At 69.5% G+C, this 22,105-nt stretch carries 19 protein-coding genes and 1 tRNA gene; 10 read left to right on the top strand and 10 right to left on the bottom strand.

The features are described 5' to 3' along the window. The first annotated feature begins 25 nt into the window (after nucleotides 1–25). Nucleotides 26–664, top strand: coding sequence for an MBL fold metallo-hydrolase (locus GV015_RS11050; RefSeq protein ID WP_159878357.1), 639 nt, complete (start codon nucleotides 26–28; stop codon nucleotides 662–664). Between the two features lie 10 nt (nucleotides 665–674). Here the strand turns inward: GV015_RS11050 and GV015_RS11045 are convergent, their stop codons facing one another. Then, a complete protein-coding gene (locus GV015_RS11045; RefSeq protein WP_085510601.1) occupies nucleotides 675–1,769 on the bottom strand; it encodes an acyl-CoA desaturase in 1,095 nt (364 codons plus the stop codon). 374 nt (nucleotides 1,770–2,143) lie between these two features. Here GV015_RS11045 and GV015_RS11040 point away from each other — a divergent pair, with 374 nt between their 5' ends. Further along, entirely contained in the window at nucleotides 2,144–2,347 is a 204-nt protein-coding gene (locus GV015_RS11040; protein ID WP_056006986.1) for a cold-shock protein, read from the top strand. 172 nt (nucleotides 2,348–2,519) lie between these two features. Here GV015_RS11040 and GV015_RS11035 read toward each other — a convergent pair whose 3' ends face one another. Then, on the bottom strand, nucleotides 2,520–3,221 hold the full coding sequence (locus GV015_RS11035) for an SOS response-associated peptidase (RefSeq protein WP_159878355.1): 702 nt from the start codon (nucleotides 3,219–3,221) through the stop codon (nucleotides 2,520–2,522). A gap of 141 nt (nucleotides 3,222–3,362) precedes the next feature. On the opposite strand from GV015_RS11035, the gene GV015_RS11030 reads away from it, so the two are divergent. The 6 genes from GV015_RS11030 to GV015_RS11005 all read left to right on the top strand — a co-directional run bounded on the left by GV015_RS11030 (nucleotide 3,363) and on the right by GV015_RS11005 (nucleotide 11,912). Next, nucleotides 3,363–4,100 (top strand): hypothetical protein, encoded by a 738-nt coding sequence (locus GV015_RS11030; RefSeq protein ID WP_193555816.1) that lies wholly within the window; start codon nucleotides 3,363–3,365, stop codon nucleotides 4,098–4,100. Further along, nucleotides 4,097–5,692 (top strand): DNA polymerase Y family protein, encoded by a 1,596-nt coding sequence (locus GV015_RS11025; RefSeq protein WP_159878353.1) that lies wholly within the window; start codon nucleotides 4,097–4,099, stop codon nucleotides 5,690–5,692. The genes GV015_RS11030 and GV015_RS11025 overlap by 4 nt, the downstream gene beginning before the upstream one ends. Nucleotides 5,693–5,736: 44 nt before the next feature. Next, entirely contained in the window at nucleotides 5,737–9,159 is a 3,423-nt protein-coding gene (locus tag GV015_RS11020; RefSeq protein ID WP_159878351.1) for an error-prone DNA polymerase, read from the top strand. 154 nt (nucleotides 9,160–9,313) lie between these two features. Further along, entirely contained in the window at nucleotides 9,314–9,790 is a 477-nt protein-coding gene (locus tag GV015_RS11015) for a DapH/DapD/GlmU-related protein (protein WP_079002213.1), read from the top strand. Between the two features lie 107 nt (nucleotides 9,791–9,897). Next, nucleotides 9,898–11,304: a polysaccharide biosynthesis tyrosine autokinase gene (locus tag GV015_RS11010; protein WP_159878349.1), complete on the top strand. Its 1,407-nt coding sequence runs from the start codon at nucleotides 9,898–9,900 to the stop codon at nucleotides 11,302–11,304. Next, nucleotides 11,301–11,912 (top strand): low molecular weight phosphatase family protein, encoded by a 612-nt coding sequence (locus GV015_RS11005; protein ID WP_159878347.1) that lies wholly within the window; start codon nucleotides 11,301–11,303, stop codon nucleotides 11,910–11,912. The genes GV015_RS11010 and GV015_RS11005 overlap by 4 nt, the downstream gene beginning before the upstream one ends. 105 nt (nucleotides 11,913–12,017) lie before the next feature. Here GV015_RS11005 and GV015_RS11000 read toward each other — a convergent pair. The 4 genes from GV015_RS11000 to GV015_RS10985 form a co-directional block, all read right to left on the bottom strand. Beyond that, nucleotides 12,018–12,092: transfer RNA gene (locus GV015_RS11000), tRNA-Gln, on the bottom strand. Between the two features lie 91 nt (nucleotides 12,093–12,183). Next, complete coding sequence (locus GV015_RS10995) at nucleotides 12,184–13,104, bottom strand: NAD(P)/FAD-dependent oxidoreductase (RefSeq protein WP_159878345.1); 921 nt, start codon at nucleotides 13,102–13,104, stop codon at nucleotides 12,184–12,186. Continuing rightward, nucleotides 13,101–14,621 (bottom strand): glutamate--tRNA ligase, encoded by a 1,521-nt coding sequence (gene gltX / locus GV015_RS10990; protein WP_159878343.1) that lies wholly within the window; start codon nucleotides 14,619–14,621, stop codon nucleotides 13,101–13,103. The genes GV015_RS10995 and gltX overlap by 4 nt, the downstream gene beginning before the upstream one ends. Next, nucleotides 14,614–15,576 carry a LysR family transcriptional regulator gene (locus GV015_RS10985; protein WP_236555409.1) on the bottom strand — a complete coding sequence of 321 codons (963 nt, stop codon included), beginning with the start codon at nucleotides 15,574–15,576 and terminating at the stop codon, nucleotides 14,614–14,616. The genes gltX and GV015_RS10985 overlap by 8 nt, the downstream gene beginning before the upstream one ends. Before the next feature lie 81 nt (nucleotides 15,577–15,657). On the opposite strand from GV015_RS10985, the gene GV015_RS10980 reads away from it, so the two are divergent. Then, nucleotides 15,658–16,731: an aminotransferase class V-fold PLP-dependent enzyme gene (locus GV015_RS10980; RefSeq protein ID WP_159878339.1), complete on the top strand. Its 1,074-nt coding sequence runs from the start codon at nucleotides 15,658–15,660 to the stop codon at nucleotides 16,729–16,731. Nucleotides 16,732–16,737: 6 nt separating this feature from the next. On the opposite strand, the gene GV015_RS10975 is transcribed toward GV015_RS10980, so the two are convergent. The 4 genes from GV015_RS10975 to GV015_RS10960 all read right to left on the bottom strand — a co-directional run bounded on the left by GV015_RS10975 (nucleotide 16,738) and on the right by GV015_RS10960 (nucleotide 21,416). After that, nucleotides 16,738–17,502: a fumarylacetoacetate hydrolase family protein gene (locus GV015_RS10975; RefSeq protein WP_159878337.1), complete on the bottom strand. Its 765-nt coding sequence runs from the start codon at nucleotides 17,500–17,502 to the stop codon at nucleotides 16,738–16,740. A gap of 78 nt (nucleotides 17,503–17,580) precedes the next feature. Further along, nucleotides 17,581–18,696 (bottom strand): branched-chain amino acid aminotransferase, encoded by a 1,116-nt coding sequence (locus GV015_RS10970; RefSeq protein ID WP_193555817.1) that lies wholly within the window; start codon nucleotides 18,694–18,696, stop codon nucleotides 17,581–17,583. 40 nt (nucleotides 18,697–18,736) lie between these two features. Continuing rightward, nucleotides 18,737–19,792 (bottom strand): 3-isopropylmalate dehydrogenase, encoded by a 1,056-nt coding sequence (locus GV015_RS10965; RefSeq protein ID WP_159878335.1) that lies wholly within the window; start codon nucleotides 19,790–19,792, stop codon nucleotides 18,737–18,739. 100 nt (nucleotides 19,793–19,892) lie between these two features. Then, complete coding sequence (locus GV015_RS10960) at nucleotides 19,893–21,416, bottom strand: MFS transporter (protein ID WP_236555407.1); 1,524 nt, start codon at nucleotides 21,414–21,416, stop codon at nucleotides 19,893–19,895. 114 nt (nucleotides 21,417–21,530) lie between these two features. Between GV015_RS10960 and GV015_RS19245 the strand changes: the two genes are divergently transcribed. Then, nucleotides 21,531–22,088, top strand: a complete 558-nt coding sequence (locus GV015_RS19245) for a TetR/AcrR family transcriptional regulator (protein WP_079705616.1) — start codon at nucleotides 21,531–21,533, stop codon at nucleotides 22,086–22,088. Nucleotides 22,089–22,105 lie beyond the last annotated feature (17 nt).

The following is a 22,105-nucleotide window of genomic DNA, read 5'->3' as shown; positions in this document are numbered from 1 at the left end:
CGCTCCCACGGTATTCACTCGTCCTATGAGACTCACGAAGTTCGAACATGCAGCATTCCTCCTCGAGACGGACGGCGCCAAGCTGATCGTCGACCCGGGCGCGTTCACGTCCCCGATCGCCGATGTGGAGCACACCGCGGCGGTCCTGATCACGCACCTGCACCCCGACCACTGGACCGCGGAGCACCTCGACCGCATCCTCGCCGCGAGCCCGGAGGCCGTCCTCTACGGACCGGCCGGTGTGGCCGCCGCCGCGGACGGGTACGACATCACCGTCGTCGCCCCGGGAGACGTGGTCGAAGCGGGGCCCTTCACGCTCCGCTTCTTCGGCGGGACCCACGCGGTCATCCATTCGTCGATCCCGGTGATCGACAACGTGGGCGTCCTCATCGACGACCTCGTGTACTACCCCGGCGATTCCTTCGCCGTCCCCGAGGGCGTCGAGGTCGACGTCCTGGCCGCCCCGGCGGGTGCACCGTGGATGAAGATCTCCGAGGGCATGGACTTCGTCACCGCCGTCGCGCCGAAGCGCGCGTTCGGGACGCACGAGATGGTGCTCTCGGGGCCGGGACAGAGCATGTCGCACGACCGCCTGCAGTGGGCGACCGAACAGGGCGGTGGGACCTACTACCCGCTCGCCCCGCTCGACACGCTCGAGGTCTGAGACCGGTCGACTACCGGCGGCGGAAGTTCGCCGCCGCCGGGCAGTCGAACGGGTCGCGGGCCGAGAGGCCGACCCGGTTGAGGTACTCGATGACGATGGCGTAGGACTGCAGCAGGGTCGTCTCGGTGTACGGCACCTGCTGGGTCTCACAGTGCTCCCGCACGATGACGCGAGCACGAGCCAGAGCCGGGCGAGGCATGCTCGGGAACAGGTGGTGCTCGATCTGGTAGTTCAGGCCGCCCATGAAGGTGGCCATGCCGAAGCCGCGGACGTTGCGCGAGGTCAGCACCTGCTTGCGGAGGAAGTCGAGCTTCATGTCGGCCGGGATGATCGGCATGCCCTTGTGGTTCGGCGCGAAGGACGCACCCATGTAGACGCCGAAGACCGCGAGCTGGACGCCGAGGAACGCGAACGCCATGCCGACGGGCAGGAAGAGGAAGATCGCGGCCAGGTACAGACCGACGCGGGCGACGATCATGCTGATCTCGGCGGCGCGGCCGTCGACCTTGCCCGGACCGAAGAGGGTCTTGAAGGACAGCGCGTGGAGGTTGATGCCCTCCAGCATGAGGAGGGGGAAGAAGAGGTAGCCCTGCTTGCGGGTGATGAGGGCCTGCAGGCCCTTGGCCTTGGCAGCGTCCTCCTCGATGAAGGAGATCGTGTCGATCTCGATGTCGGGGTCCTTGGTGACCTGGTTCGGGTTCGCGTGGTGGCGCGTGTGCTTCGTCATCCACCACGAGTAGCTGATGCCGACGATGCCCGCCGCGAGGAACCGGCCGGCGCGGTCGTTCGCGCGGCCCGACTCGAAGACCTGGCGGTGCGAGGCCTCGTGGGCGAGGAAGGCGAACTGGGTGAGGATGATGCCGAGCGCGCCGGCGATGAGCAGCTGGAACCAGGACTCGCGGAGCAGGACGAACCCGGTGACGCAGCCGAGGAGCGCGATCACGAGGAACGAGAACGTGAGGATGTAGAACGTGCGGTGGCGGCGGAGGAGTCCCGCTTCGCGAACCGTCTTCAACAGCGACGAGTAGGAGCTGGTGACGTTCGCAGCGCCGGGCTTGCGGGGGCTCGTGGCACGAACCGGGCCGAGGATGGCTTCAGTTGACATGGGCACTCCGGAGGAATCGTGTCGACTTCCCAGCCGGGGCGATGAGCGGATGCTCGGACGAGCGCGAGCTCTGCAGATGGCCACAGCCTACGGTCGGTGTCTGAAGAATCACCCCACATCACGACATCCGACCCCAGATCAGGCCACTCACCCGCCAGTTGTCGAGAAAAGACGCAGAATTGGCCAATCCGTTACGTGTTCGGCTGCCGTTTCGAGCCGAGATGGGCTAACGTGGATCGAAGTTGTTGTGTTGCGCAGGTATTTCAAGCCGCGTTTCCACCGATGGATACGCTGCTTTTCTGAGGAGCGAGCAAAGAACACCGCGACGAACGGGCCCGAAAGTCGGGAACGGTCACTCATGAAAGAGGAAATACATGTCAACTGGAACTGTGAAGTGGTTCAACGCCGAAAAGGGCTTCGGATTCATCACTCCTGACGACGGCAGCGCCGACGTCTTCGCACACTTCTCCGCCATCGCGACGAGCGGCTACCGCTCGCTCGAGGAGAACCAGAAGGTCGAGTTCGAGACCAACCAGGGCCCCAAGGGCCTGCAGGCCGAGAACATCCGCCCCCTCTGATTCTCTGATCAGTCGGAGCTGACGATCCGAGCGGCCGGTCATTCCAGCCCTCGCGTCTGAGACACCGAGAACCGCCCCTGACGTTCGCGTCAGGGGCGGTTCTGTGTGTCCGGGGTGGGTTTCGTGTTTCCGGGGCGGTTCCGTTCCGCGCCTCCGGGCGACTCTCCTGCGGCTACTCCTGGACGGGGAGGATGAGCTCAGGACCATCGCCCTGCAACGGCGCCACCCGGTGGAAGACGAGCTGCTCCGCGACGTCGGTCGCTGCGGACACCATCTCGTCGACCTCGTCCTGGTCGGCCTCGTGGTGCGGATCGAGCCAGGCGTCCCAGCATTCCGGAGGCAGCGTCACGGGCGTCCGTGGGTGAAGCTCCTGCAAGGGACCGACCGCCGGCCGCGTGAGGATGGTCGCACTCAGCACCCAACGCCGTGGGTCGTCGTCCGGTAGCGAGCGATCGCGCCACCACGAGTAGAGGGCCGCGAAGACGATCAGTTCACCACCAGCGGTCTGCACGTAGTACGGGGTCTTCGTCGCACCCTCGGTGTGCCACTCGTAGTACCCGGCGGCAGGGACCAACGCGCGCTTCTGCTTGACCGATGGCGCGAACGTGGGCTTGGTGGTGACCTCCTCCGCGCGAGCGTTGAAGGTCGGGTACTGACTCTTCAACTCGGTGGCGAACGACGGCACGAGTGACCACCGCGCCGATTCGAGCCGACGGACCACCGGCCCCGTCTTCACCGAGTCGAGGATGATCGGGATCTGCTCGGTCGGGCGCACGTTGTACGAGGGCCCGGGCAGCTCGGCAGCCGCGTGGTCGATGTCGAAGAGCTCGATGAGTTCCTCGGTGGATTCGGTCACGACGAAACGTCCGCACATGGGCCCAGCGTACCGGGCGCTGCTGACACCGCGGACCGCGTGTCGGTGGGATGCAGGACCATGGTCGAGTCATCCGTCGGTCGTCGTCGAGACCGGATCGAGCCGGTTGACTTGTTCGAAGATATGTTCGAATATTGAGCCATGGCCCTCCGCGCACTCGTCGACTCCCCCGTCAGGGCGGACACCGCGACCGAGCTGCACGAACTCCAGGGGCGCATCAAGCGGATGCAGGGGACGCGCCTCGACACCCGATCCCTGCCGACCGCTCCTGAGCTCTCCCGGCTCCTGCCCGGTGGCGCCCTCCAGGCCGGAGGCAGCTACTCCGTGCTCGGCTCCACGGCACTCGCCATGTCGCTCATGGCCGGACCGTCCGCAGCCGGGACCTGGTGCGCCGTCATCGGTCTCCCGTCGTTCGGCGTGGAGGCGGCGGCCTCCATGGGCATCGACCTCGAACGACTCGTCCTCGTCCCCCAGCCCGGTCCGGACTGGCTCACGGTCACCGCGGCCATGGCCGACGTCGCCGGCGTGCTCATCACAGCGCCTCCCGGACGGATCGCCCCGAGCGACGCCGCCAGACTCGCGGCTCGCCTCCGGCAGCGCGAGGCCGCACTGATCGTCCTCGGTTCCTGGCCGCAGAGCGATGCGACGTTGCGCGTGACCGAGAGCTCCTGGAGCGGCCTCGGGGCGGGGCACGGACATCTCCGGCATCGGCGGCTCACCGTCAGCTCGATGCTCGGCCAGGGGGCTGCGGGCCGGCCCAGGACCGCACACCTGACGCTGCCCCTGGGATCGACCGAGGGTCGCACCGCGCCGCTCGCCGGCTCCGGCCTCCTCGACGACGACACGGTCGTCCGGCTCCCGATGGTCGTGAACCGATGACGACCGAACCGCCTGCGGGACCGGTCGAGCGCACCATGGTCCTCTGGTGCCCCGACTGGCCGATCGTGGCGGCACGACTCTCCGGGACGCTGTCCGAGGACACGACCGACGCTCCGCTGGCCCTGATCGAGCATGGTGAGGTCCTGGCCTGCGACGCCACCGCACGTCGAGCAGGAGTGCGGCGAGGACTCCGTGTCCGCGAGGCTGAGGCCCGCTGTCCGGAACTGGCGACCGCCGACTACGACCCGGTCGTGGACACCCGCGCCTTCGAGCCGATCCTCCTCGGCATCGAGGAGCTCATGCCGGGCGTCCAGCCCTTCCGGGCCGGGCTCTGCGCCATCCGATCCCGAGGACCGAGCAGATACTACGGCGGCGAGTCGGCTGCGGCGGAGGTCCTCCTGGCCCGCCTCGACGAGCTCGGTGTCCCCGATGCACGGATCGGCATCGCCGACGGCCCCTTCGCCGCGGAGCAGGCCGCGAGGTCCACCGTGTTCCAGCAGGACGGTTCCCGGATCATCGTCATCCCCTCCGGAGCCTCTCCCGCCTTCCTGGCCCCACTCCCCCTGTCCACACTCGGGCGCCCCGAACTCAGCTCACTGCTGCACCGGCTCGGGATCAGCACCCTGGGGGCGTTCGGCGCACTGCCCGCGACCGAGGTCCGCGACCGCTTCGGCCCCGACGGCGCCCGAGCGCACCGCCTCGCAGCCGGCGCGGACGCCCGAAGCGTCGTCCCTCGCGTGCCGCCGACGGAGCTGGCCGTGTCGATCGCCTTCGAGCCCCCGCTCGACCGCATCGACCAGCTGACCTTCGGGTTCCGGCAGTCCGCGGAACGGTTCATCACCGGCCTGGCCGAGGCCGGCCTCGTGACCACCGCGATCACGATCAGCATGCGGAGCGAGCGCGGGGAGCGCTCCACCCGCACCTGGCTCCACCCACGCTGGTTCACCGCCGGCGACGTCCTCGATCGCGTGCGCTGGCAGTTGCAGGGCGCGTCCAACATCGATCACGGACTCGCCTCCCCCGTCGAACTCGTCGAGGTCGTCCCGGAGACCCTCGACGACGCCGCGGAACACGAGGAAGGGCTCTGGGGCAGCGGACCGGATGAACGCATCCACAGCGGACTCGCCCGCGTCCAGAGCATGCTCGGTCACGACGGCGTCGTGACCGCGGTGCCGTCCGGCGGACGCCTCCTCCTCGACCGCCGCATCCTGGTCCCCTGGGGCAGTGTTCCACCGGGTGGTGAGGCGGCCGTGGCCGAACGCAGGAACCGGCCCTGGCCCGGGACCATCCCGGGAGCGGCTCCCTCGACCGTCTTCGACACCGCCGTGCCGGTCGAGGTCGTCGACGCGACGGGACTGGCCGTGGCGGTCGACGAGCGCAGCACCGTGAGTGCAGCGCCCGCACGGTTCTTCGCCCTCTCGGACTGGCACGTCATCGACGGCTGGGCCGGCCCCTGGAGCATCGACGAACGTTGGTGGGACGACGACGGCCACCATCGCGTCCACCGTCTCCAGGTCCTCGACGACTCGGGTGAGGCCTGGCTCCTCCTGTTGGAGGAGCAGCACTGGAGGGCCGAGGCCCGCTACGACTGAACCGCATCACGTCCGCACCGCACCGCATGACGAAGGAGCCCAGCATGGGATGGAACAACCCCCCGGTCTCATGGTCGGAGTTCGAGCGCCGTCTGTCCGACGCGAGCCGACCGGCCACCCTGCCGCTGGGAGCCGACGGCGGGGACAGCCCGGCCTGGTCGCGGAAGCGTCAACCGTACGTCCCCGAACCACCGGAGCAGCGCCCGCCGACGACGCGGGTCCCCTATGCGGAACTCCACGCGCACTCGAGCTTCAGCTTCCTCGACGGCGCGAGCCCGCCGGAGCGGCTCGTCGAAGAGGCTGCGGCACTCGGCCTGCACGCGCTCGCGCTCACCGACCACGACGGTTTCTACGGCGTCGTCCGGATGGCCGAGGCGGCGGAACGGTTCCCCGACCTCCGGACGGTCTACGGTGCCGAACTGTCCATCGGCTTGGACCGGCCGCAGAACGGCGTCCCCGACCCCGTCGGGCATCATCTACTCCTGCTCGCCCGTCGAGCAGAGGGGTATCACCGCCTGGCCGGCGCGATCACGGACGCACAACTCGCCGACGGAGCCGAGAAGGGCCACCCGATCTACGACCTCGAGCGGCTCGCCGCCTCCGTCGCCGGCCACGTGACCGTGCTCACCGGGTGCCGCAAGGGGTTCGTCCGCACCGCGCTCCGTGAGCACGGTCTGGAGGCCGCCGCCGCCGCGGTCGACCGACTCGTCGCCCTGTTCGGTCCGGAGCACGTCGTCGTCGAGTTGAGCGACCACGGCCACCCGGAGGACTCGGCGGAGAACGATGCACTCGCCGAGATCGCGGCGTTGCTCGACCTCACCGTCGTCGCCACGGGCAACGTCCATTACGCCACGCCCGAGCAGCATCGACTCCAGACCGCGCTGGCGGCCGTCCGAGCACGACGCAGCCTCGACGAGCTCGACGGATGGCTTCCCGCGGCCGGAACCGCGCACCTGCGAAGCGGAGCCGAGATGGCGGACCGGTTCGCCAGATATCCCGGAGCGGTGGCACGGAGCGTCGAGCTGGCCGACGAACTCGCCTTCAGCCTGCGGGCGGTCCGCCCGAAGCTCCCGCGACAGCGCGTCCCGGAGGGCCATACGCCCATGAGCTGGCTTCGGCACCTCGTGCTCGAAGCCGTCCCCGTCAAGTACCCCGACGCCACTCCCGAACACCTCCGACGCATCGAACGGGAGCTCGAGGTCATCGAGCAGAAGGACTTCCCCGGGTACTTCCTGATCGTGCACGACATCGTCAGTTTCGCCCGCGGCCGGGGCATCCTCTGCCAGGGACGCGGTTCCGCCGCGAACTCGGCCGTCTGCTACCTGCTCGGGATCACCGCCGTCGACTCGATCTTCTACGAGCTGCCGTTCGAACGGTTCCTCTCCAGCATGCGGGAGGAGGAGCCCGACATCGACGTCGACTTCGACTCCGACCGGCGCGAGGAGGCCATCCAGTACGTCTACGAGACCTACGGGCGCCGCAACGCCGCTCAGGTCGCGAACATCATCAGCTATCGGCCGAAGTTCGCCGTCCGCGACACCGCCAAGGCGCTCGGGTACAGCCCCGGTCAGCAGGACGCCTGGTCGAAACAGGTCGAGCGTTGGGGCGGGGTCATGTCGAGCGCCGACCACGACATCCCCGAGCGCGTCGTCGGTCTTGCGCAGCAGATGCTCACCCTGCCCCGGCACCTGGGCATCCACTCGGGTGGCATGGTGCTGACCGATCGGCCGGTCGGCGAGGTCTGCCCGATCGAGCACGGGCGCATGGACGGTCGCACGGTCCTCCAGTGGGACAAGGACGACTGCGCCTGGATGGGTCTCGTCAAGTTCGACCTCCTGGGTCTCGGTATGCTCTCGGCCATCCAGTACTGCTTCGACCTCGTGGCCGAGCACACCGGGGAACGCTGGACCCTGGAGACCATCCCGAAGGACGAAGCAGGGGTCTACGACCAGCTCTGCCGGGCCGACACCATCGGGGTCTTCCAGGTGGAGAGCCGCGCGCAGATGGGCATGCTGCCGCGCTTGCTCCCCCGCCGGTTCTACGATCTCGTCATCGAGGTCGCCATGATCAGGCCGGGGCCCATCCAGGGCGGCGCGGTGCACCCCTACCTGCGCCGGAAGACCGGCCAGGAGCCCATCACCTACCTCCACCCGAGCCTCGAACCGGTCCTCGAACGCACGCTCGGCGTGCCGTTGTTCCAGGAGCAGCTCATGCAGATGGCGATGGCCGTCGGTGGGTGCTCGGCCGAGGATGCTGACCTCCTGCGCCGGGCGATGGGATCGAAGCGCGGCGAGGAGAAGATCGAGAGCCTCAAGGACACGCTGTACGTCGGCATGGCCGGTAACGGCATCGTCGGTGCGGACGCCGATGCCGTGTACGCCAAGATCCAGGCCTTCGCCAACTTCGGCTTCGCCGAGAGCCACTCCCTGAGCTTCGCCCTCCTCGTCTACGTGAGCGCCTGGCTGCGCCTGCACTACCCGGGGGCGTTCCTCGCGGCCCTGCTCCGCGCGCAGCCCATGGGGTTCTACTCGCCGATGACCCTCGTCGCCGACGCCCGCCGACACGGCGTCTCCGTCCTGCGTCCCGATCTGCATCGCTCCGGCGCACAGGCCGGCCTCGAAGCGCTCGACCCGGAGGCCGCCCCCGGTGCCCCGGTCGCTCCCGGCGGGCGCACGCGCTGCCTCGAACACGAACAGGGGCCGACCGGGCTCTTCGATCCGCTCCTTCCCGACGATTCGGCAGGACACCGGCGCGACGGCGCACTCGCCGTCCGGCTGGGACTCTCCTCCGTCCAGGGGATCGGTGAGGAGCTCGCGAAGCGGATCGTCGCCGAACGGGAGTCCGGAGGGCTGTTCACCAGCCAGGCCGACTTGGCCAGGCGCATCGGCCTGAGCTCCTCGCAGTTGGAGTCGCTGTCGGCGGCAGGCGCCTTCGACGGATTCGGCCTCACCCGTCGTGAGGCGATGTGGGGCGCAGCGCAGGCCAGTCGGCATCGTCCCGACCAGCTCGAGGGGACGTTCACGACCGTGCAGCCGCCGTTGCTCCCGGTTCCGACGGCCGCCGAACAACTCATCTCCGACATCTGGTCGACCGGGATGTCGACCGACGACCACCCCATCCGCCACGTCCGAGCCGAGCTCATGCGACGAGGGGCGCTGCGGTCCGACGAACTCCTGACGGCGCAGACGGACCGTCGCGTGGAGGTCGGGGGTGTCGTGACGCATCGGCAACGGCCGGCGACGGCGAGCGGCATCACCTTCATGAACCTCGAGGACGAAGCGGGACTCGTCAACGTGATCTGCAGCGTCGGTGTCTGGAACCGGTATCGCCGCGTGGCCAGGGAAGCCCCGGCGATGGTGGTCCGCGGCATGCTGGAGCGATCACCGGAAGGCATCGTCAATCTGGTGGCGGATCGGTTGGAAGCGCTCCGGATCGGGGCGAACACCCGTTCGCGCGACTTCCAATGACCCGTCACGACCAAACCGCGGCGGGCTCCTCCTCCGAACACCCTCTACAGCACAGCACGAGACTCATGGGATTCCCAGGCAGGCCCCGGGAAGGAATGACCGGGAGCCACCCGGCGTTGTCCCCAGTGTTGAGTAGACCAGAAGGGGGTCACCCATGGCGAGAGTGTACGAAGAGATCGAAGGCCGGACCGGCGAGGTGGAACGGTACCGTCACCACCCGAACGGCAAGGGCATGGTCGCAGCTCGTGCACTGATCGATCCGTCGGCGTTCATCGAACGCACCACCTTCGTGGAGGCTGACGCGGACATCCGTGCCAACGCCTGGATCGGTGCCGGAACCTGGATCGACCGGTCCGCGGTGATCGGGGAAGGCGCCTTCATCGGCGCGAACGTCCACATCGGGGAGCGCTGTGTCATCGGACGCGGAGCGCGGGTCGGAAGCGACGCCCGTCTGGGTGCCGACGTCCAGGTCGCCCACGGCGCGAGCGTCGATCGGGATGCCAGGGTCGCAGACCGCACCGTGGTCGGCAGTGAACGACCCGTCATGACCGAACCGACGGTCCGTCAGACGAACCGCGCCCCGCGCCGACCTCGTGCGAACGGCACCGACCGGTTCGGCAAGGCCGCCTGAACGGCAGACCGCCCCACCACCGTCATGCAGGGCCCGGACTCGAGCGTCCGGGCCCTGCGTCGTCTCCGCCGGACGCGACGCGCATGTCAGACGACTAACATATCAGAATGGACCTGAAGGACTACCTGCGCATCCTCCGCCATCGCTGGCTGCTCATCGTCGCGATCACCGCGGCAGCAGCGGCACTCGCCCACGGATACACCCTCATCACCCAGCCCGTGTACCAGTCGACTGGCCAACTGTTCGTCGCCGTCACCGGCGGCGACTCCGTCGGCGACCTCAATCAGGGCAACGCCTTCGCCCAGAGCCGCGTCGCCTCGTACGTGATCCTCGCCACCGGTTCGACCGTCCGGTCCACGGTGGCCGACCGCCTCGACCTCGACCCCGCGTCGCTCATCGGGACGATCTCAGCGTCCAATCCCGCGCAGTCGGTCCTGATCGACATCTCCGCCGTCGACAGCGATCCGGTTGCGGCAGCCCGCATCGCGAACACCGCAGCCCAGGTGCTCGTCGACCTCGTCGACGACGTCGAGAGCGCCAACGAGGTGGACTCCGCCGGTGCGCTGGGCGATCCGACCCCGGTCGGGCTGACGATCGTGGAAGAGGCGTCTCCACCCCGGTCCCCCGTCGCGCCGAACGTGCTGCAGAACCTCGCGGTGGGCATCCTCGCCGGCCTCGCCCTGGGCGTCGGGATCACGCTGCTCATCGAGGTCCTCGACACCCGACTCCGCGGTCGCTCGGCGATCGAGAAGCTCACGGACACGAGCATCCTCGGCGCCTTCCACACGGAACCCACCGACGCGGCCCAACTCATCCTCGGATCGACGGAGAGCTACAGCCGGCGCGCCGAGAGCTTCCGGCAGCTTCGGACACACCTCCAGTTCGCATCCATCGACGGCGGACTCCGCAGTGTGATGGTCACGTCCTCGGTCCCGGGCGAGGGGAAGAGCACCACCGCGGCGAACCTCGCGCTCGTCCTCGCAGAGGCGGGGAACTCCGTCCTCCTCGTCGATGCGGACCTGCGCCGACCCCGCCAGCACGAGATGTTCGGTCTCGAGGGTGCGGTCGGGCTCACGACCGTGCTCACCGGCAGGATCAGCCTCGGCGATGCCTCGCAAGCGGTCGACGGGGCGGGGCGTCTCGCCGTCCTCACCTCCGGCGAGCTGCCGCCGAATCCGAGCGAACTCCTCGGATCAGCAGCGATGGAGCGTGCGCTCTCCGAGATGGAACACGCGTACGACGTGGTGGTCATCGACACACCCCCGCTCATCAACGTCTCGGACCCGACAGCACTGTCGACCCTTGCGAGCGGCGTCCTGCTCGTGGCGTCGGCCGACGGCCGACTGCACCGCGACCAGCTCCGGCAGTCCCTCGAGAACCTCAGCTTCGTCCAGGCGAAGCTCCTCGGGGTCGTCCTCAACCGCATCGAGGTGGCTCGAGGAGAGCAGTCGTCGTCCTACGCGTACTATCACCGGACCGCCCCGACGCGTCGACCACGGCGGACCACGGCATGAACACCCCGCTCGATCCGCCTCCGACCCGGATCCTGATCGTCTGCACCGGCAACATCTGTCGATCCCCGTATGCCGAGTTCCTCCTCGGCGGTAGGCTGTCGGAGGTCGACGCGTCCGGCTTCGAGGTGCGGAGCGCCGGGACGGGCGCGCTGCGCGGACACCCGATCGACCCCTCGAGCGCGGCGTTGCTCGGTCCGCTCGCCGCGACGGCGGCCGGCTTCACCGCGACGCAGCTCACCGCCGACCTCGTGGCTCGACAGGACGTCGTCCTCACCATGACGAGGGAGCATCGCAGCGCCGTCCTCCGGCTGTGCCCGGAGGCGCTGCGTCGGGCCTTCTCCCTTCGTGAATTCGCCCGACTCCTCGACACCGTCGACTCGGGACGACTCCCCCGCGCGCGAGCAGCGCGCTGGATGCGTCTTGCCCCCGAGCTGGCGGCCAACCGGACGAGCGCACGACTCCCGGATCCGGCCCAGGACGACGTCGTCGACCCGTTCGGTCAGGGCCCGGAGGTCTTCCGTCGGATGGCGTCGCAGATCGCCCCGGCGGTCGAGCGCATCATCGCGTTCGAGCGCACTGCCGTCGAGGAGGATTCGGGGCCTCGTTGAGGACGTCGGTGTGCCACTGCACCCACCGGCCCACGGACGGGCCGAGCACGCCGGAAACGACGAAGGCCCGCGATGATCGCGGGCCTTCGTCGTGGTGTTGCCGTCTGGCTGGGGTACCTGGACTCGAACCAAGAACAACTGAACCAGAATCAGTCGTGTTGCCAATTACACCATACCCCACTGTCAGAACCGAAGCCCCGACCGAAGAACAACACTAGCCTACGGAGGCGGCCGTCTCAAATCGAAGCGTCCCGGGCGCGTCGCGGAGCGCTCAGCCGGGGACGCCCGCGAGGTCCCGGTTGAGCGCTCTGGACACCCGAGCGCCGTTCCCGGCCGCGACGATGAGCTGCTGCGGGCCGGGAGGCGTGATGTCCCCGGCGGCGTACACGCCCGGCACGGACGTGCGACCCCAGGCGTCGACCACGACGTACCCGTCGGTGTCGCGATCGAGTGAGAGCTGTTCCAGATATCCGAGGGGCGCGGCCCACTGCGGCCGCACGAACCCCCCGGAGCGTGGGATGAGCGCACCGTCGGCGAGGCGGACACCCGTGAAGCCGTCGCGACCGCCGTCGAGCTCCGCGATCGCTCCGCGCTCGACCCGGATGCCCGCGGAAGCGAGCGCGGCTTCCTCGGGGCCGGTGACGGTGTCGGTACCGTTCGTGAAGACGATGAGGTCCGACGACCACTGTGCGATGAGGATCGCCCATTCCGCCAGGTCCGTCGTCTCGCCGATGAGCGCGAGCGGTGCGTCGGCCTTCTCGTACCCGTCGCACTCGACGCAGCTGTGCAGATCCGTTCCGTAGAAGGCCCGCAGGTTCGCGACCTTCGGCAGCGTCTCCGTGAGACCGCTCGCGACGACGACCGTCCGGGTCACGACGTCGCGATCCGGTTCGCCGCGGACCCCCTGGGCGACGACGTGGAAGCCGTCAGTGGTCGCCTCGATCGACTGCACGGACGCGAACTGGACCTCCGCGTTCGTATACGCGGCGACCTCCTCGCGCCCCATTCGCCGGAGATCCAGCGGAGCGATGCCGTCGCGGGTGAGGAACCCGTGCGAGCGCAGCGTCGCAGCGTGCCGTGGGCGATTGCCGTCGAGCACGAGGATGCGCCGACGCGCGCGCGCCAGGTTCAGCGCGGCCGAGAGTCCCGCGGGCCCCGCGCCGACGACGACGACGTCGTACGAGTCGCTCATGACGCGAGGTGCGCGGAGAGCCGATCGAGTCGCGTGATCGATTCCGTCTTCCCGAGGATCTCGAGCGACTCGAAGAGCGGCGGGGAGATCCGACGCCCGGACGCGGCGACGCGGAGCGGGCCGTAGGCGATACGGGGCTTCAGTCCGAGGCCCTCGATGAGCGCACCGGCGAGCGCGTCCTGGATCGATCCGGCCGTCCACTCCGACTCGGGGACGAGCTCGAGCGCGCCGATGGACGCGGCGAGCACCTCGCCGGCGTTCGCCGGAAGACCCTTGAGCGCGTCGTCCTGGTACTCGAGCTCCGCTGCACCGCGGAACAGGAAGCCGAGGAGCGCGGGGACCTCGCCGAGCAGCGCGATGCGCTCCTGGACGAGCGGGGCGGCCTGCTCGAGCACGGCCTGCTGCGCCTCGGTGACGGGCTCGCTCACCACGCCGGCCTCGACGAGGTACGGCGTGATGCGGCCGAGGAAGTCGGCCGGCTCCAGCAGTCGGATGTGGTCGCCGTTGATGGACTCCGCCTTCTTGAGGTCGAAGCGCGCCGGGTTCGGGTTGACGTCGACGACGTCGAACGCGGCGATCATCTCGTCGATCGAGAAGACGTCGCGGTCGCCACTCAGCGACCATCCGAGCAACGCGAGGTAGTTGATGAGCCCCTCCGGCACGAAGCCGCGGTCGCGGTGGTGGAAGAGGTTCGCCTCCGGGTCGCGCTTGGAGAGCTTCTTGTTGCCTTCGCCCATGACGTACGGCAGGTGACCGAACCGTGGGACGAAGGTCGTGAGGCCGATGTCGATGAGCGCGTGGTACAGCGCGATCTGCCGCGGTGTCGACGGCAGCAGGTCCTCGCCGCGGAGGACGTGGGTGATCTGCATGATGGCGTCGTCGACGGGGTTCACGAGCGTGTAGAGCGGCTTGCCGTTCGGGCGCACGAGGACGAAGTCCGTGAACGACCCGGCCGGGAAGGTGATCTCACCGCGCACGAGGTCGTCGAAGCTGAGGTCGTCGTCCGGGACCCGCAGACGGAGTGCCGGCTCGCGGCCCTCGGCTCGGAACGCGGCGCGCTGCTCGTCGGTGAGGTCGCGGTCGAAGTTGTCGTACCCGAACTGCTTCGGCCGGCCGGCCGCCTCGTTGCGGGCGTCGATCTCGTCGGCGTTCGAGAAGCTCTCGTAGAGGTGCCCGGCAGCCGTCAGCCGTGCGATCACGTCGGCGTAGATGTCACTCCGCTCGGACTGCCGGTACGGCGGGTGGGGTCCGCCGACGCCGACGCCCTCGTCCCAGTCGAGCCGCAGCCACGTGAGCGCGTCGACGAGCTGCTCGTAGCTCTCCTCGCTGTCGCGAGCGGCATCGGTGTCCTCGATCCGGAAGACGAGCTTGCCCCCCGTGTGCCGGGCGTACGCCCAGTTGAACAGCGCCGTGCGGACGAGACCGACGTGGGGCGTGCCGGTCGGCGACGGGCAGAACCGGACGCGGACGTCGGTGCCGGAAGCCGTGGAGAAGGGGTGCGTAATCGTGTCAGACATCGCCTGTCATCTTAGTCGCGCCGCCCACGGACGCGGCGATCCGCAGGAGTGCAGCGACGGCGGGGATACGGTCCGCGTGCTCGGCGCTGACGAGGTGGAGCGCCCGGTCGTCGTCGTTGCGCGTCGGCAGCACGACCACCTCGGTCGGCAGCTGTGCGGCCGCGAGCGCGAGGGTGGGTAGCAGGGCGACGCCGAGCCCGGCCGCCACCAGGGCGGTGACCGCGATCGCATTGTCGGTCTCGTGCGCGATGACGGGCTCGAAGCCGCTCGACCTGCAGAGACCGAGGAGATGACCTCGGCAACGCGGACAACCCGCGATCCAACGCTCACCGGCGAGGGCCGCGAGGTCGACCTGCCGATCACCGGCTCGAGCGTGGCCGACCGGGAGCACGAGACGCATCGGGTCGGTGCCGAACCGGCGCACGCGGAGTCCGGCCGCGCTCTCCCGATGCGGGTCGTCCGGATCGCCCGGGTAGCTGAAGGTGATCGCGACGTCGGCTTCACCGGCACGGACCGCGGCGACGGCCTCCGGCGGTTCGGCCTCGACGAAGGAGACCCCGATCCCCGGATGCTCGTCGGCCAGGCGAGCGAGGAGCTGCGGCACGAGCATCGACGACGCCGAAGGGAAGGCGACGAGGCGCACCCGCCCACTCCGCAACCCCGCGAGTGCCGCGACCTCCTCGGACGCCGCGCGCACCGCTCGGTCCACCGCAACCGCGTGTCCGGCGAGGATCGCACCGGCCTCGGTGAGGCGGACGCCCCGACCGACGCGCTCGACGACCGGCATGCCGAGCCGACGCTCGAGCCGGCGGAGATGCTGGCTCACCGCCGGTTGACTCGAGCCGAGCGCGTGCGCGGCGGCCGTGATCGACCCGGTCGAGGCGATGGCGCCGACGACGAGGAGGGAACCGGCGTCGAGGGCCGATGACGATGGCTGCGGTGAGAGGGTGGACACCCTCGAAGCATAATCCCTCGTTATGGTTCTCATCGAGAGTCGGTCCTTGTCGTATGGATACCCGGCGAAGAGACTGGATGCATGAGCACCCTCAGCTTCCAGGAAGCCAGCGGATCCTTCCCATCCGCACCCGGCTACCTGGCCGCCTGCACGCTGGGACTGCCGACGATCGGCACGACGGACGCCATCATGGCCGACCTCTCCGCCTGGCAGGCGGCTCGAACCGATGCAGCCGCCTACGGCGCCGTCGTCGAGCGGGTGCGCGGCTCCTTCGCCGAGCTGGTCCACGTACCGGTCCGCTCGGTGGCGATCGGATCCCAGACCTCCGCCATGGTCGCCATGGTCGCGGCGTCCGTGCCGGACGGCGCCGAGGTCCTGTGCGTCGAGGGCGACTTCAGCTCGCTCGTCGCCCCGTTCCTCATGCAGGCACACCGCGGTGTCCGTGTCCGCCACGCGCCGCTCACCGAACTCGCCGCCCATATCGACGCCTCGACCTGGCTCGTCGCCTACTCCGCAGTGCAGTCCGCGACCGGCGCGGTCGCCGACGTGGTCGCGATCCGGGAGGCGGCGGCCGTCCACGGCGCGCTGACGCTCAACGACCTCACCCAGGCGGCCGGGTGGCTCCCCGTCGACGCCTCGGCCGACGACATCACCGTGTGCCACGCCTACAAGTGGCTCTGCGCGCCACGAGGTGTGGCGTTCATGACGGTGCGCGACGAGGTGATGGACCGCCTCCGGCCGAGCCAGGCCGGTTGGTACTCGGGCGCCGACGTCTGGTCGTCGTGTTACGGCCCGTCGTTGCATCTCGCCGAGAGCGCACGACGGTTCGACGTCTCCCCCGCCTGGCAGGCCTGGGTCGGCGCCGAGCCCGCCATCGCCCTCTTCGCGGCGGTCGACGCCGTCGCCGTGTACGAGCACGACACCCGGCTCGCAGCAGCGCTCCGGGCGGGCATCGGCGAGAGCCGGTCGCTCCTCACCGGGACGGCCTCGGCCATCGTCACGTGGACGGATCCCGATGGACACGACCTCCGGGCGCTGCAGTCGGCCGGGATCACGGCATCGGGTCGCGCCGGCCGGGCGAGGGTAGCGTTCCACCTCTGGAACACCGACGACGACGTCGCAGCTGCGCTGACCGCTCTCGGTCAGCGCAGCTGACGCGGGTCAGGGTCGGCGGCCGGTGTTCCGGAGGACGCCGATGCCCGAGACCTCGACCTCGACGACCTGGCCGTCGGTGAAGGGTCCGACGCCGGCCGGCGTCCCGGTCAGGATGACGTCGCCCGGGAGGAGCGTCCAGACGGCGGACGCGTACTCGACGATCGCGCCGATGGAGTGCACCATGTCGGAGAGTGGGGCGTGCTGGCGGACCTCACCGTCGACCCGGGTCTCGATCGTCGCGCCGTCGAAGGAGAACTCCGTCTCGATGTAGGGGCCGAGCGGGCAGAACGTGTCGAAGCCCTTCGCGCGGGCCCACTGGCCGTCGGACTCCTGGAGGTCGCGAGCCGTGACGTCGTTGGCGATCGTGTAGCCGAAGATGACCTCGTCGGCACGCTCCGCGCTGACGTTCTTGGCGACGCCACCGATCACGATGGCGAGTTCGCCCTCGAAGTCGATGCGCTCGGACTGCTTCGGGAAGACGACGGCGTCCCCCGGCCCGACCACGGAGGTGTTGGGCTTCAGGAAGAGCAGCGGCTCGGTGGGAGCCTCCCCACCCATCTCGGCGGCGTGGTCGTGGTAGTTCTTGCCGACGGCGACGACCTTGGAGCGAGGGATGACCGGTGCGAGCAGGACCGCATCCGCGAGCGGGACGCGCTCCCCCGTCGGTTCGAAGCCCGAGTAGAGCGGATCGCCGTCGAGGACGACGAGATCCGCATCGTCGATGATGCCGTAGCGGATGGCCTGATCGTGACTGAAGCGAGCGATTTTCACCATGCCAGCCTATCCCGAGGTGCCCCGGCGACACGGAAGCCCCGCACGAGGTGCGGGGCTTCCCAGGCTGCTCGGAGGCTACTCGGCGTCGAGACGCGTCATCCACCCGTGGCGGTCGGGCAGGCGACCGTACTGGATGTCGGTCAGTTCCTGACGCAGCGACATCGTGAGTTCGCCCGCCGGAGCGTCGGCGTCGCCCACGGTGAAGTCCTTGGCCTTCAGCTGCGCGATCGGCGTGACGACCGCAGCCGTCCCGCAGGCGAACACCTCGACGATGTCGCCGCTCTCGACGCCTTCGCGCCACTCGTCGATCGTGACCCGGCGGCGCTCCACCCGGTGTCCGCGGTCCTCCGCGAGCTGCAGGATGCTGTCGCGGGTGATGCCTTCGAGGATCGAGTCCGACTCCGGCGTGACGAGCGTGCCGTCACGCTTGACGAGGACGACGTTCATCCCGCCGAGCTCCTCGATGTAGGTCGCCTCCTGTGCATCCAGGAAGAGCACCTGGGCGCACCCGTGCTCGTACGCCTCGGCCTGCGGGAGCAGGGAGGACGCGTAGTTGCCGCCGGTCTTCGCCGCCCCGGTGCCGCCCTTGCCCGCACGGCTGTAGTCGGTGGACAGCCAGATGGACACGGGGGTGACGCCGCCGGTGAAGTACGCGCCGGCCGGGCTGGCGATGACGTAGTAGTTGACCTTCCTCGCCGGGCGGACGCCGAGGAAGGCCTCCTTGGCGAACATGAAGGGCCGCAGGTACAGGCTGGTCTCCGGCGCGGACGGCACCCAGGAGCCGTCGACGGCGATGAGCTGCTTGATCGACTCGACGAAGTACTCGACCGGGAGCTCCGGCAGCGCGAGCCGCTTGGCCGAGCGCTGCAGGCGGCGGCCGTTGGCGTCGGGGCGGAACGACCAGATGGAGCCGTCGGCGTGACGGTACGCCTTCAGGCCCTCGAAGATCTCCTGGGCGTAGTGGAGGACGGCGGCAGCCGGGTCGAGCGAGATCGGACCGTAGGCCTGGACCCGTGGGCGGTGCCATCCACCGCGCTCGGACCAGCAGATGTCGACCATGTGGTCGGTGAAGTGCTGCCCGAAGCCCGGATCGGCGAGGATCGCGTCGCGCTCTGCGGCGGGGACGGGCTGCTCGTTGGGGGTCACGGTGAAGGCGAGTTCGCGCTGCGCCATGGGGAGGTTGATCGTCATGATGGTGTCTTCCGTCGTGATCTGCGTGTCTGGTGGGCGTCTACCGGTTCGCCGCGAGGGCCGCGATCGCATCGCCGACCTCGGTCGTCGTGCGTACTGCGCCGGTGCGGGCGGCGATGTCGGCGGTGACGGCAGTGGCGACTCGCGCCGCCTCCGTCTCGAGGCCGAGATGCGACAGCATCAGGGAGACGGAGAGGATGGCGGCGGTCGGGTCGGCCAGCTGCTTCCCGGCGATGTCGGGCGCCGATCCGTGGACGGGCTCGAACATGCTCGGGTACGTGCCGTCCGGGTTGATGTTTCCCGAGGCCGCGAGTCCGATGCCGCCGCTGATCGCGCCGGCCAGATCGGTGAGGATGTCGCCGAAGAGGTTGTCCGTGACGATGACGTCAAATCTAGCAGGATCCGTGACGAGGAAGATGGTGGCCGCGTCGACGTGCAGGTAGTCGACCGCGACGTCGGGGAACTCCGCGGACACCGCGTCGACGACGCGCTTCCAAAGCGAACCGGCGAAGACGAGGACGTTGGTCTTGTGGACGAGGGTGAGCTTCCCCCGACGCGCGGCCGCAGCGGCGAACGCGTAGCGCACCACCCGCTCCACCCCGTAGGCGGTGTTGACCGAGACCTCGTTCGCGATCTCGTGCGGCGTGCCCTGGCGGATCGCTCCGCCGTTGCCGACGTACGGCCCCTCCGTGCCCTCACGGACCACGACGAAGTCCACGTCGCCGGGCTCGCTCAGCGGGCTCGGGACACCCGGGTACACCACGGTCGGGCGCAGATTGACGTAGTGGTCGAGGCTGAACCGGAGCTTGAGGAGCAGTCCACGCTCGATGTTCGCGTTCGCGAGCCGGGGGTCGCCGGGCACGCCGCCGACCGCTCCGAGGAGGATGGCGTCGTGCGAGGCGATCGCAGCGAGGTCCGCGTCGGTCAGCACGTCACCGGTCTCGAGGAACCGCGCGGCGCCGAGCGAGAAAGGCGTCTGCTCGAACCGGACGTCGCCACCCTGCACCGCCGCATCGAGGACCTTGAGCGCCTCGCCGACGACCTCGGGACCGATCCCGTCGCCGGGGATGACTGCGAGCTTGACGGTGCGGGACATGCGACTCCTGAGGATGCGACGACGGTGTGCGCCCAGCTTAACGCCTCCGACCTCGGGCGGATCGTGCCACCCGTCTCCGGGTGGCACGATCGACGGAGCCCTACCGGACCCGGCGAAGACCGATCGCCGCGACGAGCATGGCGGCCACGATGAGGCCGACGCCGATCCACGCTGCGACACCGACACCGCTGTCGAAGGCGTGCCGCGCGGAGTCCATGAGTGCACCCGCGAGGTCACCGGGCAGCTGCTCGGCGACGTTCGCCGCACCACCCAGGGTCTCCCCCGCCGCCTGCTGCTGAGCAGCGGTCAGTCCGTCCGGCAGGACGACCGTGGAACGGTAGGAAGCGGTGAGCACCGTACCGAGCGTCGCCGTGCCGAGCACCGCGCCCAGCTCGTAGGCGGTCTCGGAGACACCGGACGCCGCACCGGCCTTCTCCGGCGGCGCACTCGCGATCACGAGCTCGTTCGACACCGTCTCGGCGGAGCCGATGCCGAGCCCGAGGGCGACGAACGCGAGGCCGATCCCGAGGGCCGACACGTCTCCCCCGGTGATCGCGATGGAGGCGTAGCCGACGGCGGACACGACGAGTGCGATCGGGACCACGATGCCCGGACGGACCCGCTTGGAGATGGGCACGATCACGAGGCCCGCGATGATCATCACGATGAGGCCGGGGAGCAGGACGAGCCCGGCGTCGAGCGGCTGCAGGCCCAGCACCAGCTGCAGGTGCTGCGACACGAAGAACAGCCCACCGACGAGCGCCGTCACGCTCAGCAGGTTGATGACCACGGCGCCGCTGAACGAGGCCCGCCGGAACAGGCTCAGGTCGAGCAGCGGATGCTCGAGGCGGAGCTGACGGCGGATGAACAGGACGCCACTGACCACGCCGACGACCATCGAGACGACCGTGAGCAGGTCGAAGCCGGCTTCCGCCAGGTGCTTGATGCTGAACACGAGCGGCGTCATCGTCAGGAGGATGAGCAGGATGCTCAGGACATCGATGCGTCCGGGGTTCGGGTCCTTCGACTCCGGGATGAGGAAGGGTGCGAGGACGACGAGCGGCAGGAGCACCGGGACGGCGAGCAGGAACACCGCGCCCCAGGCGAAGTGCTCGAGAATGATCCCACCGACGATCGGCCCGAGTGCGCTGCCGGCGGCGAACCCGCTGGCCCAGACGGCGATGGCGAACCGTCGCTGGTCGCGGTCGAGGAAGATGTTCCGCAACAGCGAGAGCGTCGACGGCATGAGCATCGCTCCGAAGAACCCGAGCGCCGCCCGAGCCGCGATCAGGAGCTCGGCGCTGGGCGCGAACGCCGCGGCGACGGAGACGACACCGAATCCGATGGAGCCGATGAGCAGGAGGCGACGACGACCGATGCGGTCGCCGAGGCTGCCCATCGACACGAGCAGGCCGGCGAGGACCAGCGGGTAGATGTCGACGATCCAGAGCAGCTGCGTCCCGGTCGGGGTGAGCGCGCTCGAGATCGCGGGCAGCGCGAAGTTGAGGACCGTGTTGTCGACCGACACCAGCAGGACGGGGAGCATGAGGACGGCGAGCGCGAACCAGGCTCGCCGACCGGCACGGGGAGCGGCGACGGCGGTGGGTTCGGTGGCGGTGGACACGGTGACCTCTTTCAAAGCGTGGAGAACGGCGCCGGTCGGGCGCCGCCCGCTCGACTATACCGTCCAGCCGGTATAGTATCAATCCGAATCCGACGAGCCGAATACGATGGAGCCATGGCGAAGCAGACCGCAGCCCGAGAACGCGTCCTCGACGCCTTCGCCGAACTCCTCATCGAGCAGGGCGAACGCGCCGCCACCCTCGACGCCGTCGCCGCGGCCGCCGGCGTCTCCAAGGGCGGACTGCTCTACCACTTCGGCAGCAAGGAGGCCCTCGTCGACGGCCTCATCGAGCGGCTCTCGGACATGAGCGAGGCCGACACGGCGCGGATGCTCGCGGCCCCGGAGGGCGTCGTCGAGTACTTCGTGCGCACCTCCGTCGACTGCGGCACCCCGTTCGACCGGACGATCATCGCCGTCGCGCGGCTGGCGCAGGGACAGCACGCCCAGGCGAGCGACGCGATGGCGGACATCCGCCGGAGCTGGTTGCGCACGGTGGAGGACGCCGTCGGCGACCCCGACACCGCTCGTGCCATCGTGTTGATGTCCGACGGCCTCTACGCCAACACGGCGCAGCTCGGCATGGGTGTCAGCGACCCCGACGAGGGCAGCGACGAGTCGATCGAGCGGCTCCTGGCCGTCATCGCGCGACTGCTCCCCGCCGGCGGGCGCTGAGCCGCGACGCCCGCCGG

The sequence above is a fragment of the Plantibacter sp. T3 genome, from assembly GCF_902506515.1.
GTDB lineage: Bacteria > Actinomycetota > Actinomycetes > Actinomycetales > Microbacteriaceae > Plantibacter > Plantibacter auratus.
This window is presented reverse-complemented; position numbering and strand designations above follow the sequence as displayed.